We start from the raw sequence: 14504 nt of genomic DNA on the forward strand, positions 1-14504 counted from the left end.
CTGTGGCTGAACTTCGTTCCTTCATCTTCATCGACCGGCTGCAACCGCAGACCATGTCGTACCTGGGCACCTGGATCAAGGGTGCGCTGCCGCGGGCCAACCAGGCCGCCCAGATCATCGAGGTGGCTCCGGGCCTCGACATCGAAGGCGTCACCGATGTCGCCCTCAAGCACGCCGAGGTCAAGGCCGGAATCCTGGTGGTAGAGCGGCAATTCGGCTACCTCGAGTTCCACGGGGAAACCGGCGCCGTGAAGGCAGCCGCCGAGGCCGCACTCGACGAGCTGGGCGGCGACACCGGAAGTGCGGTATCGCCGAATGTGCTGGCCTCGCGGATCATCTCCAGCATCGACCACCAGCACGCGTTTCTGATCAACCGCAACAAGATCGGGTCGATGGTGCTGCCCGGTGAGTCGCTGTTCGTGCTGGAAGTCCAGCCGGCGTCGTACGCCATCCTGGCCACCAACGAGGCCGAGAAAGCCGCCGACATCAAGGTGGTCGACTTCCGGATGATCGGCGCCACCGGCCGCGTTTACCTGTCCGGCACGGAAGCCGATGTCCGTACTGCCGCCGAGGCGGCGCAAGACGCACTCGCCAGGGCGACTGCATGAACCGCGACGAGCTGCGCACCCTGGTGCGTGAGGTCGTGCGGGAGGCGGTACGGGATGCCGGCGCTGCCGCCAGGACTCCGGGGCCGGTGGCTGTCCCCCCGCCACCGGCCCCGGCCCCGGCGCCCGCCCCGCCGACGGTAGCCGGATTGTCGGCTCCGCCGACGGCAGCCCACCAGTTCGGCGTGGAACCCACCGGTCCCCGCGCCGTCGACGGAAAGAACCGCACCGAGGCCGTGCAGCTGACCAACGACCGGGACCTGGACAACTTTGTCCGGAAACTGTTGCGGCTCTTCGAAAGCCCGAAGACCCGCGCCGACCTCAAGGCCGGCCGGCTCAGCTTCCGGTTGACCGGATCGGCCCGGTCCTCGGGTGGCGGAGCCAGCAGGCGCATCGAAACCGGTGCCGTCACCGAACGGCACATCGCCGACATGGCCGGCGGCACGCTCGTGCTCGGCCGCAAGGCGGTGCTGACCCCACTGGCCCGCGAAAAGGCCCGCACTCTGGGCATCACGATTGAGAAGGAGCGCAAATGATCTCAGCGGTTGTCACCGGCAACGTGTGGTCGACCCGGCGCATCGACGGCATCCCCGCAGGCGCGTTCCTCGAGGTCGAGATCGACGAGACCGGATCGAAGCTGATCGCCTTCGACGTTCTCGGCAGCGGTGTGGGCGAGCGGGTCCTCGTCGCCCAGGGCTCGGTCGCTTCGGGCTGGTTCACCGGAACCCCGCCGCCCGTCGACGCCCTCATCATCGGATCCATCGATACGAGCACAGACGCCAATTCATCCGGCATTTCCAACAAATAAGGAGAAACACCCATGTCCAGCAATGCAATCGGATTGATCGAGACCAAGGGCTTCGTGGCTGCGCTGGCTGCCGCCGACGCCATGGTGAAGGCCGCCAACGTCACCATCACCGACCGCCAGCAGGTCGGCGACGGACTAGTCGCCGTGATTGTCACCGGTGAGGTGGGCGCGGTCAAGGCCGCCACCGAGGCCGGTGCCGAAACCGCCTCGCAGGTGGGCGAACTGGTCAGCGTGCACGTCATCCCGCGTCCGCACAACGAGCTCGGCGCGCACTTCGCGGTCGCCAGCAAGTAGCCATGCCGACCACAGCGGACGAGAGCACACGGATCCGCACCCAGATCCGTGTCTACCTGTTGGTGGAGGATCTGCAACGCCAGTTCGCCGCCTACCTCGGAACGCCGACCCGAGCCCGGGGCTACCCACCGTACGAGGGCGAGCATGCGCTCATCGTCGAAGTGTCCCCCGCCCTGGCCATCGAGCGGGTAATCGACCTGGCCCTGCGTGAAGTCCCCGGCATCCAGCCTGGAATCCTTTACGTGGAACGCCAATTCGGTGTCCTGGAGATCCACTCGGCGAACCTGGAAGATGTGCAGCGGGCCGGCGAGGCGATCCTGGCCGGCACCGGCAACAAGGCCGCCGACCAGCTGCGGCCGCGGGTGCTCTACCACGACATCATCGAGAACATCACCGATCAGCATGCGGTGATCCTCAACCGCAACCGGCAGGCATCGATGATCCTGCCCGGGCAGTCCCTGCTGGTCTATGAGATGACCCCAGCGCTGTTCGCGGCGGTTGCGGCCAACGAGGCGGAGCGGGCAGCACCCGGACTTACGGTGGTGGACGTGCAGATGATCGGTGCCGCAGGAAGGCTCTACATCGGTGGCAGCACCGCCGACGTGACGGTGGCACGGGACCGGATCACGGCGGTGCTCGACGGTATCGAGGGACAGGAACACTAATGGTTATCACCGACGAGATCGAGGTCGCCCAACTGGCGTTACGCCAGTACGACATTGGCACGGACGCGACGCTGCGGTTGCTGAACCTGTCCGAGAATGCCACCTATCTCGTCGAGGACGCCGGCACCCAGTCCATCCTTCGGGTACACCGGCAGGATTACCACCGGCCCCATGAGATCGAATCCGAACTGGACTGGCTGGCAGCGCTTCGCGCCGACAGCGACGTCACGGTTCCGGCAGTGCTGCCCACCCGGGACGGACGGCGCCTGGTTACCGTCAGCGGTGAACAGACGGGCGGAACCGACCGCTACGCCGTGCATTTCGGCATGGTCGGCGGGGCCGAGCCCGATGAAGGCACGTTGACCCTCGACGACTTCCACACGCTGGGCCGGATCACCGCTGCGCTGCACGATCATTCGCAGCGGTGGGAACGCCCGGCCGGGTTCGGCCGGTTCTCGTGGGACTGGGAGCACAGCCTGGGCAGGGCCCCGCGGTGGGGCCGCTGGCACGATGCCGAGGGCGTCGGACCGGCCGAACGACAGGTACTGGAACGCGCGCAGCAGTTGCTGCACGACCGCCTACAGGCCTACGGCACCGGGGCCGACGTCTACGGCCTGATCCACGCCGACCTGCGGCTGGCCAATCTGCTGGTGGACCCCGCCCCCTCGGGGTCCACCAAGATCACCGTCATCGACTTCGACGACTGTGGATTTGGTTGGTATTTCTACGATTTCGGCACGGCGGTGTCGTTCATCGAAGATGATCCGGCGTTGCCGGAATGGCAGGACGCCTGGGTGGGCGGCTACCGCACCCGACGGGACCTGCCCGCCTCCGACGAGGACATGCTGGCCTCGTTCGTGCTGTTTCGCAGGCTGCTGTTGCTGGCCTGGATGGGCAGCCATGGCCACTCCAGGGAATCGGCTACCAAGGCCATCAGCTATGCCGCGGGAAGCTGTGAACTCGCCGAGCGCTACTTGCGCTCGGGCGGCCTCACCCTGACCTGACTCTGAAAGGATCCCAAAATGTTCGCATCGCTTCAGGGCCGCTCGGCCGTCGTCACCGGCGGCAGCAAGGGCATCGGCCGCGGTATCGCCCAGACCTTCGCCAACGCCGGCGTGAATGTCCTGGTCACCGGGCGCAACCAGGCCGATCTCGATGACGCCGTCGCCGCGCTCGCCGACGCGCCGGGCCGGGTCAGTGCCCTGCGCGCCGATGTGACCAGCCCCGAGGATGCCCGCACGGTGGTCGAGGCGGCCGTCGAGCGCCACGGCGCTCTGGACATCGTCTGCGCCAACGCCGGCATCTTCCCATCCGGCCGCATCGAAGACCTCACCCCCGAGGACATCGACCAGGTGCTGGCGGTGAACTTCAAGGGCACCGTCTACATCGTGCAGGCCGCACTCGCGGCACTGACCGCCAGCGGTCACGGGCGCGTCGTCATCACCTCGTCGATCACCGGACCGATCACCGGGTACCCGGGCTGGTCGCACTACGGGGCATCCAAGGCCGCCCAGCTGGGCTTCCTGCGCACCGCCGCAATGGAACTGGCGCCCAAGAAGATTACCGTCAACGCGGTGCTGCCCGGCAACATCATCACCGAGGGCCTGATCGACATGGGCCAGGACTACCACGACCACATGGCCTCGGCGGTGCCTGCGGGCCGGCTCGGTTCGGTCGCCGACATCGGAAACACGGCGCTGTTCTTCGCCACCGACGAGGCCGCCTACATCACCGGACAGTCGCTGGTCGTCGACGGTGGACAGATTCTGCCCGAATCACATATGGCAATCGCTGAACTCTAGTTCAGCCTGGATAGAATTGGCTGTACCAATACACGGTTAGGGGGCCGGGGTGGCAGTTCACAGCGAGGAGTTGCGCAGGCGCATCGTCGGCGATATCAACGCGGGCACCCCCGGCGCCAAACTGGGCAGTGAGCGTGACCTGGCCGAACGCTACGGAACCAGCCGCTCCAGCCTGCGCCAGGTGTTGGCCGCACTCGAGGAAGCCGGGCTGGTGCATCGGGTGATCGGCCGGGCCGGCGGCATCTTCATCAGCCACGGGCAGGTGGAGCGCCACCTCTCCGATGTCGTCGGCGTGCCTGCTTTCCTCGCCAATCAGGGGTACGTCGCGGGCACCCGGGTGCTCTCGACGCGCATCACCACCCCCGACGACGCCACCAAGACCGCGCTCCGCCTCGGGCCCGGCGACTACGTCATCGAGATCCAGCGCGTCCGGCTGGCCGACGGCTCCCCCATCTCGCTGGAACACGCACAGTTCCCCGCCGACGCCTTTCCGGGCCTGCTCGACCAGCAGCTGGGCGGGTCACTCTACGAAATCCTGGAATCCCAATACGGTTTGGTCACCGGCCGGGCCGACGAGCGCATCGAAGCGGTCAGCGCCACCAGCAGCGAAGCCACCCTCCTTGGCATCAAACCCAAGGCGGCACTGCTGTTGATCACCCGGGTCACCTATGACCAGAACGGTTCCCCCTGCGAGTTCTCCCGCGACCTGTTCCGCGGGGACCGGACGGCGCTGGCCGTCACGGCGCAGGGCAGCGGCATCGCCACCCACGCCGACGCCAATACTGCCTCGGTCACGCTGCAACGTCAGGTCGGCTGAGCGCCCACATCAGCCCGACCCCCACACACGCGGCCATCATCACGGCGAACGCTGTCGGGAACGAAAACGAGGTGGCCAGCGCACCGACGGCCAGCGACCCCACCCCGGTGCCCGCGTCGAATCCGACGTTCCAAACCACACTGACCGCGCCCCGAGCCTGCTCCCCCGAGGCGGCGAAAGCCTGCACCAGGGTGAGATTCTGCAACGCACCGTAGGCAGTGCCGAGCAGCCCACAGCCGAGAATCACCAGCGATCCGCCGACGCCGATACCCACGGCGGTCACCGCCAGACCGAGCGCGCCGACGCCCAGCATCGGGGCGATGAACCTCGCGGTGCCGTGTTGGTCGGCAACCCCTCCGATCAGCCACCGGGCCAACACCGCCGTGCCGGTCATGGCCAACAACGCCCCGAGCGCGGTTGTCGCACCACCCAGTTGAGGTGCGAAGGTGAGGATCCCACCGCCGGCTGCCGTGATCACCACGAGCGCAGCGATCGGACCGACCAGCCCGCCGATGCTGTCGAGTCGATCCGAATGCGGTTCGTCCACCAACGTCGGTGCCGGGCGGGTGAACGCCAACGGCACCGCCAGCACTGAGACGGCGGCCAGCCCGAACACGAGCGGGTACCCGACATTCTCGGCCAGCCACGGTGCCAGCGGGGTCAATACGAACTGCGGCGCCGCGATGGACAGTCCGTACGCGCCGATCGCCCGGCCGCGGCGCTCCTGCGGGATCAGCGCGGCGATACCTCTGACGCTGCACACCGTCAGGATGCCGAAGCCCAATCCCCGCAACGCTGCCAGAAGCAGCACCTGCCACAGAGAACCGGTCAGGGAGTGCAGCGCAGCCGGTACCCCCAGCAGCACGAGCCCGAGTGCCTGGGTGACGGCCCAACCGGCCCTGCGCAACAGCCGGCCGACCAACAGTTGCGCGACGACGGTGAACAGCATCAGCACGCTGTTGACCGCGCCGGCCCCCAGGTTGTCCGCCCCGATGTGCACCGCCCACATCGGGGCCACCGTCAGCAGCAACGAGAATCCGGCGAATCCCAACGCAGCACAGGCCAACAACGCGGGCATGCCCGGTACCCGCCACACACTCACCGCTCGAACACCACCACACCGCCGACGATCGTGGCCGCCACCAGATCGGCGTCCAGCGCGTCGACCACCCGCTGTGGGGAGCCCGCCAGCAGACAGAGGTCACCCGGCTCCCCGGGCGCGATACGCCGTGGCCGGACCGGATCTTCCGCACTGCCCAGAAACAGCGCCAGCGCCCGCCGCCCGGATATCCGTTCGACCGGGTTGAGCACCACACCATGTGGGGTGCGACGGTGCACCGCCGCACGCATCGCCGCCCACGGGTCGGGTGCGCCGAACGGGGCATCGGTGGACAACGCCACCGGCACGTCCGCGGCCAACAGTGTTGCCAGCCGCCAGAGCTGATCCTGTTCGGCGGCAGGCACATCCGCGCGATACTGGTCGCCTCGCTCGGCCACAAAGTTGGGCTGGGTCACCACCGTGATTCCGAGGGCGACGAGGTCGGCGATGCAGTCCTGCGGCACCATCGCGGCGTGCTCGATCCGGTCGGCGGGATGGCTGCCCGCGGCGCGCAGCGCGGCGATCGTGACGACGAGTTGGGCCGAGGTCACGCAATGCACGGCCACCGGTTCACCGGCTTGGTGCCGCTGCGCGATCCAGGCGGTCAACGCATCCAGATCGAGCCCGTCATCATGCAGGATCCGCTTGCCCGGAGCGAGGTAGTGCACACGTTGCCTCATTTCGGTAGGGCGATCTCCGGGCTGCAGGTCAGGCGTGGCATCGGTGACACCGGTGACGCCGTATCCCGCCAGGCGGGCGCTGAATTCGGCGATTGCGGCGGGTCTCCGTTCCAGCGCATCCGACCAGGTCCGGTCCGCGCTGCGCAGCCGCCCGTCGGGGTGATCACCCAAACCCAGCGCCGCGAGCCCTGGGGAATTGAGCGTCCACAACACGCCACTGCGATGTTGTACACGCACTGGGACATCGGGAACCAACCGATCCAGCGCGCGCCGGTCCAGCGGACCGGCCACCGCCTCGTGGTAACCGACGGCCCGGATCCAGCCGTCACCGCCCGCCACCGCGGAGGTCAATACCCCGGCCAGCGCAGCCTCATCGGCCACCTCCGCGGGACCGACGCGGACCGAATCATGCTCGGCCGCAGCCGAGTACACGTGCAGATGATGATCGTGCAACCCGGGAATCACCGTGCCGAAAGCAGCGTCGAACACGCGTTCACCGGGCTCGGGCTGCAATGATTCCGCCACCTGTTCGATGGTGTCGCCGACGCGGAGGTCGGCCACCGTCCCGTCGAGCAACGTCGCACGGCGAATCAGCATGAGGCATCGATCCGTTCCGCCACCAACCGGCGGACCGCCTCGTTGTCGGCTCCGAGTTCCCGGCCGGGCGCCCCCGCAGCGGGCCGCACCGGGATCACGTCGCTCTCTTCGCCGTTGGGCGAGCGGTATCCGGCGGCCACGGCCGCCATCGAGAATTCGATCAGCTCGCCGCCGCCACGTTCCCGCGATGCCACCACGGCGGCCGCGGCATGAAGCCCGGTGAGCGGGTCGGCTATGGCGTCACCGCTGAACACCGGTGTGCCCTCGCGGTATCCGACGAGACCACCCGATACCGCGGCGTCGTCACCGAAGGCCACCCAGCCGGCTTTCTCCCCGGCGGCGCCGTGCCCGGTGATGCGCAGCCAGATCCGTCCAGGCCGGGCTGCGACGGTGTCGGGCCCCAGCCCGCGCCGGCTCAACGCGGCCGGCCGGGAGGCCTCGATCACCACATCGGCCACATCCAGCAACAAAGCCAGATCCCGGGGATCGGCGAAATCGACCGCATACGAGAGTTTTCCACCGTTCATCCAGTCGAAGAACTCCGGCGCACCGGCGCGGGTCCCGTCCGGACGGCTCCAGCTCTCCACCTTCACCACAGTGGCCCCGACCCGGGCCAGCAGCTGTCCGCACAGGGGCCCGGCCCACATCGACGACAGGTCCGCCACCAGCATTCCGGCCGGCGAGCCGGCCCCGGTGGGTCCGAGAGCGCTCACCACCGGCGGCGCGGGGGCGGTTTCACCGAGCACGGCGACCGGCAGTCCGAGCAGACGGGCCCGTTCGGCCACCTCCGCGGCGGAGGTCACCGCCGCCCAGGCCCGGATCGCCGGCCAGGGGTCGGGTTCGGCCGTGTCCTCCTGCAGCAGTGCGGGAACAGCGGCGACGTCATCGGGGCGCGACAGCGTCAACGCACACCATCCATCGCGGGTGGCCAGCAGTCGCGTCGCCCCTCCCGCCGAGACAGTTTCCTGCGGTGCGATGTCCAACATTGCAGCGCGGCCGGTGAGCAGTTCGGTGGCATCGACCGCCACGCCGGTGCGCGCCGTGAAATCGTCGGCGACGCTCTGGGCCTGCTTCAGCAGGGCCAGAGGAATCGCCAACCGCGTCATCAGAACTGCAACGCGCTGAACCGCCAGTCCAGCACCTGGCGGTCGTCGCCATCGTCGGGTCCGCCGGCCGCGTACACCAGCGACCGCAGTTTGAGCACCCCGGCCTCGGCCGATTCCACATGTAGCTCGCTGAAGAGGGTGTCGCCCTCGTGCACCGGGCCGGTGTGATCGCAGGACTCCCAGCCCAGCACGGTCACCAGATTCGGCAACAATCGGCTGGCCTGGGCCAGAGCCAGCCCGATGGTGTGCCCGCCGTAGACCAGGCGCTTACCGCCGGCACGCCAATCATGATGGGTGGCAGCGATGTTCAGGGTCAGCCGGGCCAGCTCCGGGGCGCTGCTGACAACGTCGGCGGTGCTGTGCAGCACCGCCCCGACCAGTGCCGGGTCGAAATGCGGGCCGGGTACCCGGGTCCGGAACGCGTCGGCATCCCAACCGGCGGTGGGGTTCGGTGCAGTGGCGTCGGCCCCGATCATCGACAGATCGTCGGCATGCCCGGTGTCGATGTCGTCGCTGGACAACGGCAGCATCGCACAGCGGTAGAAGTCGAGAACTTTACGATCCCGCTGATCGACGGTGGTCATCCGCAGAGCTGCCAGTCCGGTGGCCGCCCGTCCAGGCTTCGTCGAATTCTGTTTGAGACCAACCACTTCGGTGCGGGTATACACGGTATCCCCGATCACCGGGCAGCGGTGGAACGCAAGCCCCCGGTAGAACAGGTTGGCCTTGACCCGCTGGGTGACCAGGGTGCTCTGGCCGATCGCGACATCACACACCAGCGCAGGGTGCGCCAGCGGACCCGACTCGCCGGTCACCGCGGTAGCAAGTTCGGCGTCCAGCGCCAGCCGCAGCCGGTCACCGAGGATCGCCTGATGGGTGGCCGCTGCGCCCGCCGTCAGCGTCATCGCCGGAGCGGAGTCAAAAACCTGACCGAGCTGCAGGTCGTCGAAATGCGGGCCACCAGTCACAACTGGCACTGTAGACCAGCCACCAGAAGCCGTTGCGAGCTAAAGCAGTAGATCAGCTGCCCGGCAGGTGCAGCCTGGTGAGCTCGCCGAGGTGCCGGCCGACATCGTCGAGGGCATCGGTCTTCTGAGCCGCGATCGCCATGATGATCGCCCCTTCGATCGCCGCGATCGACATGGTCGCCAGCGAACGGGCTGTGTCGGCGTCCGCACCGGAGCGGATCATCCGCTCGGTCAGGATCGAGTGCCAGTCCTGGAATGTCTCGGCGGCCACCTCGGCTGCCTTGGGCGCCTCCCAGCGACCGAACACGGCCGCCACGATCGGGCAGCCGGCCTGCAACTCCGTCTCTGCCAGTTGCAGTTTCCACTGGTCGATGAATGCCTGCACCGCTTCGGCGGGGTCGCGCCCGTCGTCAGTCGCGTTGATCAACGTCGTCAGCGTCTGCCCGGCGACCCGGGTCGCCTCCGCGACGAGTTCTTCCTTGCCGCCCGGGAAGTTGAGGTAGACGGTTCGCCGGGAGACACCACTGTCCTCGAGCAGGGCGCTGACGCCGGTTCCAGCGACACCTCGGCGACGCAACAGCCCGGTCACACTCGTGATCAAGGTGTCTCGTGCCGACATCGCGCTCATCGCCTCCGTAGTCTCCAGCACCCCACCATGCACTAGACCAATCAGTCTACCCGGATGAACTTACCAAGGGGACGATTCATTGCACTAGACCGATCGGTGTACTAGCGTCGCCGGAAGCATCCCCGGCGCCATTTCGAGGAGACCGACATGCCAGACATTCACGACCCTCTGCCGCTGGCCAGCGGCCAGGTCCTGCGCAACCGGCTGATGAAGTCGGCCCTCAGTGAAGCTCTCGGCGGTGCCGGCCGTGGTCCAGACCATCGGCTGATCGAGCTCTACCGGCGCTGGGGAACGGGCGGGTACGGGCTCGTGATCACCGGAAACGTGATGGTCGACCACGATCATCTGGGCGAGCCGGGCAACGTCGTCATCGAAGACGACCGGCACCTCGACGGACTGTCCCGATGGGCCAAGGCCACCAAGGACGGCGGAGGGCTCATCTGGATGCAAGTGAACCACCCGGGGCGACAAGCCAATCCGCTGGCCACCCGGTCCCAACCGGTGGCACCGTCACCGATCCGGATGAGCGTCCCCGGGTGGCAGGCGCCGCGGGCCCTCACCGACGACGAGATCGAAGCCACCGTCGACAGGTATGCGCGGACAGCGGCGATCGCCGACGCAGCCGGCTTCGACGGAGTCCAGATACACGGTGCGCACGGGTATCTCGTCGCCCAGTTCCTGTCACCACGCACCAATCAACGGTCCGACCGCTGGGGCGGCGATGCCGAGCGCCGGATGCGCTTCGCACTCGAGGTGGTGCGACGGACCCGTGCCGCCGTCAGCCCTGGCTTTGCCGTCGCGATCAAGCTGAACTCCGCCGACTTCCAACGCGGCGGTTTCACCGAGGAAGAGTCGCGAGAAGTCATCGCCGCACTGAGTGCCGAAGATATCGACCTGATCGAAATCAGCGGTGGCACATACGAATCCCCTGCGATGGAAGGCAGGCCCGCGCTGCAATCGGCCTCCACAAAGGCTCGTGAGGCCTACTTCATCGAGTACGCCCAGGCAGCCAGGGAGGTCGCCGGAGACGTGCCGCTGGCCGTGACCGGTGGTTTCCGCACGCAGGCGGCGATGAGTGAGGCCGTCAAATCGGGAGCCACCGACGTGGTCGGGCTGGGCCGACCCACCACCGTCAACCCGGCGGCCGCCGAGAACCTACTGGCGGCACGCCAGGAGCGCCTCCGAGTTCCCGACGTCTCGATACCGCTGCCCGCTCGGCTGGCGAACACCGCCCGGGCCAAGACCTTTCTCAGCGCGCTGGAACTGCAGTGGCACGCCACCCAGCTGCACCGGCTGGGCGCGGGCCGTGAGCCCGACCCGACGATCGGCCGGCTGACCACCGCACTGCGGCTGCTGAAGAACAACGGACTCGACGCCTTTCGCGCAAGGAGGAGCTCATGACCGGCACGCAACCCGACAAGACTCTGAGCAAGTTCCGCAGGGAGCGAGCCCTCGGGCGCTATCTGCTGAACCCCACCATCGCCGTGTTGTCGAAGCTGGGCTTGCGCACCGCCCTGGCCTCCGAACTGGAGACCACCGGCCGCAAGACCGGCCAGGTGCGGAGGGTCCCCGTTTCCGCCCAGTTCGACGCCACCGGCGCCTGGGTGATCTGCCAGCACGGAACCCGATCGGGCTGGGGCAGCAACATCGCCGCGGACCCGAACATCCGTCTGCGGCAAGGGGACCGATGGCGCACCGGCATCGCACAGTTCCGGCCCGACGACGACGTCGTCGCGCGCGGACGCAAGTTCGGGGCGATCGGCGCGCGCGTCGTCAAGGCCCTGGAGACCACACCGGTCTCGGTGCGCATCGATTTCACCGACTGACGACCTCGTCGACCAGGCCCCACGCCAGTGCGGTGGCCGCGTCGATGGTGTGCCCGGAGAGCACCAGGTACGCCGTGCGCCACCGGCCGATACGCCGGGTGATGCTCACCGTGCCGCCCGCCCCGGGTATCAACCCGAGGGCCAGTTCCGGCAGGCCGATCGTGGCATCTGGATGACAGCTGACCCACCCGCAGAACGACGCCATCTCCAGGCCACTGCCCAGCACCTGGCCGTGCACCTCGGCGCGGCAGCGTCGCCCCAGCCTCGCCGTCAGTTCATCGAGCACCAGCGCCGGACTGTGCCGGGTGCGGGCCAGGTGGGCGCTGGCCGGGTCGGCGAACGAACCGAATTCGGCCAGATCGCCGCCGCTGCAGAAGGACCGGCCGTTCCCGCCGAGCACCACCTCGTCGACCGACGGATCCAGCCGGGCCACTTCGAGGGCCTCGAGCAACGCGCCCCTGGCGTCGGTGGAAAACGCGTTGTGCCGCTGGGTCCGGTTGAATCTGACGTGCAGTGTGTTCCCGCCGCGGTGGGCCTGCACCGGTTCGGGCAGTTGCGGCACGGTGGCCGGCCCGCGCTCGGCCAGCCACCGGGCGAATTCGGATCCCGATTGCAGCGTCGAATACGCCAGGGACTCGGTGACCAACCCCGATCGAGTCGGCCCGGCCGGATCGAGCGAACGCAGCACGTCGTCACAGACCGCCGCGGCCTGCGGCCATGTCCTACACCGCTCGGTGAGTTCATCCAGGGCCTGCTCGACCGAGTTCACGGTGACCGCCCGCCGGTCCGCACCGGGCTGTTCGGTCAGCGTGAACGTCGCGGCATCGGTCGGGGTGTCGACCCCGACACGGATACCCGCGGGCAGTTCCAGGACGGTCACGAGTACTTGTTTATCAGCTCCTGCTTGTACAGCTTGCCGGTGTCGGTGCGGGGCAGCTCAACCTCGAACGAGATGGTCCGCGGGCACTTGTAATGCGTCAAACGTTCACGCAGCCAATCCAGGAGCTCACGCTCGAATTCCGGCGTGGCATCCGCCGGGTCCACGGTCTGCACCACACCCTTGACGCTCTGACCCATCTCGTCGTCGGGGATGCCGAACACCGCGGCGTCCATCACCTTCGGGTGAACGACGAGCGTGTTCTCGGCTTCCTGCGGATAGATGTTCACCCCGCCCGAGATGATCATGTGGTGGCGCCGGTCGGTCAGGTACAGGTAGCCGTCCTCATCGACATACCCAATGTCTCCCACCGTCTTCCAGCCGTGCGATTCACGCGAGGACGCGGTCTTCTCGGCGTCGTTGAGGTATTCGAAATCGGCGCCGCCCTCGAAGAAGATCTCACCGGCCTGTCCGGCAGGCACCTCCTTGCCGTCCTCGTCGAGGATGTGCACGAGGCCGTTCATCGGCTTGCCCACCGAACCCGGATGCGTCAGCCAGTCCTCGGCGAAGATCACGGTCGCGCCGATGGCCTCGGAGGAGGCGTAGTACTCGTCGACGATCGGCCCCCACCAGTCCATCATCTGCTTCTTGATCTCGACCGGACACGGAGCGGCCGCATGCATGACGCGTCGCAGGCTCGACAGGTCGTACGAATTGCGCACATCTTCAGGGAGTTTCAGCATCCGGGTGAACATCACCGGAACGAACTGTCCCTGGGTGATCTTGTGCTGCTGGATCGCATCCAGGCAGCCTTCGGCGTCGAACTTCTCGAGCACCACGGTGGTGATGCCGGCGGCCTGAATCTGCATGGACCACACCGACGGTGCCGTGTGATAGAGCGGGGCGGGGCTCAGATACACCGAATCCGGCTGCATCCAGAAGCCCACCAGCGGGGCCATCATGCCGGGGGTTTCCGATGGCGGCACATGCGGCAGTTCCCGCTTGATGCCCTTGGGCCGCCCCGTGGTTCCCGACGAATACTGCAGCAGATCGCCGTCCAGCTCGTCGTCGATCTGGGTGGCAGGCAGGTCCGCGACAGCTTCCGGATAACGCTTCCAACCGTCCAGTTCGCCGTCGGCGATGAGCAGAGTGCCCGGCAAGCCGTTGGGCAGCTCCTTTTCGAGGTCGCTCAGGATGTCCTTCAGCACGGCGGAGCCGACGATGGCCTTGGCCCCACTGTTGTCGATGATGTAGGCCGCCTCGGCGGCGGTCAGGTGCGTGTTGATCGGCACGTAGTACAGCCCGCTGCGGCGTGCCGCCCACATCACGGCATGGATGTGGGCGTTGTTCTCCATGAGGATCGCGACCACGTCGCCCTCTTCCAGCCCGTGCCGGCGGAAGTAATGGGCCAGGCGATTCGCGCGAGCTTCGAGCTCACCGAACGTAACGACGGTGCCCGACGGATGGAGGATGATCGCCGGCTTCTCGGGGTTGGCCTCGGCATGCTCGCGGATCTGCATGAGGGCACTGTAACCGGCGCCACTTGACAGGTGTCAAGACGGGCGCGGTTACACCCTCCGAAATCGCCGTGAACAGGTGATTGACTACAGAAACACCGAGGCCACCCGCACCACCAATCCCGAGTCCAGCCGCGCCCGCCGGACCTACGATGTCCAAACGCCCAGCGGATCGAGCGTGGGGAGCGCCGATGCGATTCACCGAAGCGCGCTGA

The 14504-nt window shown here is 67.6% G+C and carries 17 protein-coding genes; 10 read left to right on the top strand and 7 right to left on the bottom strand.

Features of this window, described 5'->3' with window-relative positions; all coding sequences use genetic code 11:
• Window positions 1-2 precede the first annotated feature (2 nt).
• The 8 genes from JOF57_RS24020 to JOF57_RS24055 are packed head-to-tail and all read left to right on the top strand — an operon-like array spanning window position 3 to window position 4991.
• Entirely contained in the window at window positions 3-608 is a 606-nt protein-coding gene (locus JOF57_RS24020; RefSeq protein ID WP_209920974.1) for a BMC domain-containing protein, read from the top strand.
• Complete coding sequence (locus tag JOF57_RS24025; RefSeq protein ID WP_209920976.1) at window positions 605-1141, top strand: hypothetical protein; 537 nt, start codon at window positions 605-607, stop codon at window positions 1139-1141. Before JOF57_RS24020 ends, JOF57_RS24025 begins: the two co-directional genes overlap by 4 nt.
• Entirely contained in the window at window positions 1138-1413 is a 276-nt protein-coding gene (locus JOF57_RS24030) for a EutN/CcmL family microcompartment protein (protein ID WP_209920979.1), read from the top strand. The genes JOF57_RS24025 and JOF57_RS24030 overlap by 4 nt, the downstream gene beginning before the upstream one ends.
• A 12-nt stretch (window positions 1414-1425) precedes the next feature.
• On the top strand, window positions 1426-1707 hold the full coding sequence (locus JOF57_RS24035) for a BMC domain-containing protein (protein WP_209920982.1): 282 nt from the start codon (window positions 1426-1428) through the stop codon (window positions 1705-1707).
• 2 nt (window positions 1708-1709) lie between these two features.
• Window positions 1710-2372, top strand: a complete 663-nt coding sequence (locus JOF57_RS24040) for a microcompartment protein (RefSeq protein WP_209920984.1) — start codon at window positions 1710-1712, stop codon at window positions 2370-2372.
• Window positions 2372-3376 (top strand): phosphotransferase enzyme family protein, encoded by a 1005-nt coding sequence (locus JOF57_RS24045; protein WP_209920987.1) that lies wholly within the window; start codon window positions 2372-2374, stop codon window positions 3374-3376. The genes JOF57_RS24040 and JOF57_RS24045 overlap by 1 nt, the downstream gene beginning before the upstream one ends.
• An 18-nt stretch (window positions 3377-3394) precedes the next feature.
• Window positions 3395-4174: a 3-oxoacyl-ACP reductase FabG gene (gene fabG / locus JOF57_RS24050; protein WP_209920990.1), complete on the top strand. Its 780-nt coding sequence runs from the start codon at window positions 3395-3397 to the stop codon at window positions 4172-4174.
• 49 nt (window positions 4175-4223) lie between these two features.
• On the top strand, window positions 4224-4991 hold the full coding sequence (locus JOF57_RS24055; protein ID WP_209920992.1) for a GntR family transcriptional regulator: 768 nt from the start codon (window positions 4224-4226) through the stop codon (window positions 4989-4991).
• Here JOF57_RS24055 and JOF57_RS24060 read toward each other — a convergent pair.
• The 5 genes from JOF57_RS24060 to JOF57_RS24080 form a co-directional block, all read right to left on the bottom strand.
• Window positions 4966-6093: an MFS transporter gene (locus JOF57_RS24060; RefSeq protein WP_307870091.1), complete on the bottom strand. Its 1128-nt coding sequence runs from the start codon at window positions 6091-6093 to the stop codon at window positions 4966-4968. The genes JOF57_RS24055 and JOF57_RS24060 overlap by 26 nt on opposite strands.
• Complete coding sequence (locus JOF57_RS24065) at window positions 6090-7367, bottom strand: amidohydrolase family protein (RefSeq protein WP_209920994.1); 1278 nt, start codon at window positions 7365-7367, stop codon at window positions 6090-6092. The genes JOF57_RS24060 and JOF57_RS24065 overlap by 4 nt, the downstream gene beginning before the upstream one ends.
• Entirely contained in the window at window positions 7361-8473 is a 1113-nt protein-coding gene (locus JOF57_RS24070) for a CoA transferase (protein ID WP_209920997.1), read from the bottom strand. Before JOF57_RS24070 ends, JOF57_RS24065 begins: the two co-directional genes overlap by 7 nt.
• On the bottom strand, window positions 8473-9378 hold the full coding sequence (locus JOF57_RS24075) for a hotdog family protein (RefSeq protein WP_234938882.1): 906 nt from the start codon (window positions 9376-9378) through the stop codon (window positions 8473-8475). Before JOF57_RS24075 ends, JOF57_RS24070 begins: the two co-directional genes overlap by 1 nt.
• Window positions 9379-9493: 115 nt before the next feature.
• Window positions 9494-10060, bottom strand: coding sequence for a TetR/AcrR family transcriptional regulator (locus tag JOF57_RS24080; protein WP_209923682.1), 567 nt, complete (start codon window positions 10058-10060; stop codon window positions 9494-9496).
• A gap of 156 nt (window positions 10061-10216) precedes the next feature.
• On the opposite strand from JOF57_RS24080, the gene JOF57_RS24085 reads away from it, so the two are divergent.
• Window positions 10217-11470: an NADH:flavin oxidoreductase/NADH oxidase family protein gene (locus tag JOF57_RS24085; protein ID WP_209921003.1), complete on the top strand. Its 1254-nt coding sequence runs from the start codon at window positions 10217-10219 to the stop codon at window positions 11468-11470.
• The gene (locus JOF57_RS24090) at window positions 11467-11895 is read left to right on the top strand and encodes a nitroreductase/quinone reductase family protein (protein ID WP_209921005.1); all 429 of its coding nucleotides are present in this window, start codon (window positions 11467-11469) and stop codon (window positions 11893-11895) included. Before JOF57_RS24085 ends, JOF57_RS24090 begins: the two co-directional genes overlap by 4 nt.
• On the opposite strand, the gene JOF57_RS24095 is transcribed toward JOF57_RS24090, so the two are convergent.
• Complete coding sequence (locus JOF57_RS24095; RefSeq protein WP_209923684.1) at window positions 11885-12766, bottom strand: enoyl-CoA hydratase/isomerase family protein; 882 nt, start codon at window positions 12764-12766, stop codon at window positions 11885-11887. The two genes, JOF57_RS24090 and JOF57_RS24095, sit on opposite strands and share 11 nt — an antisense overlap.
• A gap of 5 nt (window positions 12767-12771) precedes the next feature.
• Window positions 12772-14292 carry a fatty-acid--CoA ligase FadD4 gene (gene fadD4 / locus JOF57_RS24100; RefSeq protein ID WP_209921008.1) on the bottom strand — a complete coding sequence of 507 codons (1521 nt, stop codon included), beginning with the start codon at window positions 14290-14292 and terminating at the stop codon, window positions 12772-12774.
• Window positions 14293-14504 lie beyond the last annotated feature (212 nt).

Source organism: Mycolicibacterium lutetiense, assembly GCF_017876775.1.
GTDB lineage: Bacteria > Actinomycetota > Actinomycetes > Mycobacteriales > Mycobacteriaceae > Mycobacterium > Mycobacterium lutetiense.

Coding starts and splice junctions, on each gene's coding strand:
- JOF57_RS24090 (WP_209921005.1), top strand. CDS start 11,467: ATGACCGGCACGCAACCCGACAAGACTCTGAGCAAGTTCCGCAGGGAG.
- fabG (WP_209920990.1), top strand. CDS start 3,395: ATGTTCGCATCGCTTCAGGGCCGCTCGGCCGTCGTCACCGGCGGCAGC.
- JOF57_RS24065 (WP_209920994.1), bottom strand. CDS start 7,367: ATGCTGATTCGCCGTGCGACGTTGCTCGACGGGACGGTGGCCGACCTC.
- JOF57_RS24080 (WP_209923682.1), bottom strand. CDS start 10,060: ATGTCGGCACGAGACACCTTGATCACGAGTGTGACCGGGCTGTTGCGT.
- JOF57_RS24075 (WP_234938882.1), bottom strand. CDS start 9,378: ATGACGCTGACGGCGGGCGCAGCGGCCACCCATCAGGCGATCCTCGGT.
- fadD4 (WP_209921008.1), bottom strand. CDS start 14,292: ATGCAGATCCGCGAGCATGCCGAGGCCAACCCCGAGAAGCCGGCGATC.
- JOF57_RS24070 (WP_209920997.1), bottom strand. CDS start 8,473: ATGACGCGGTTGGCGATTCCTCTGGCCCTGCTGAAGCAGGCCCAGAGC.
- JOF57_RS24085 (WP_209921003.1), top strand. CDS start 10,217: ATGCCAGACATTCACGACCCTCTGCCGCTGGCCAGCGGCCAGGTCCTG.
- JOF57_RS24040 (WP_209920984.1), top strand. CDS start 1,710: ATGCCGACCACAGCGGACGAGAGCACACGGATCCGCACCCAGATCCGT.
- JOF57_RS24035 (WP_209920982.1), top strand. CDS start 1,426: ATGTCCAGCAATGCAATCGGATTGATCGAGACCAAGGGCTTCGTGGCT.
- JOF57_RS24045 (WP_209920987.1), top strand. CDS start 2,372: ATGGTTATCACCGACGAGATCGAGGTCGCCCAACTGGCGTTACGCCAG.
- JOF57_RS24030 (WP_209920979.1), top strand. CDS start 1,138: ATGATCTCAGCGGTTGTCACCGGCAACGTGTGGTCGACCCGGCGCATC.
- JOF57_RS24025 (WP_209920976.1), top strand. CDS start 605: ATGAACCGCGACGAGCTGCGCACCCTGGTGCGTGAGGTCGTGCGGGAG.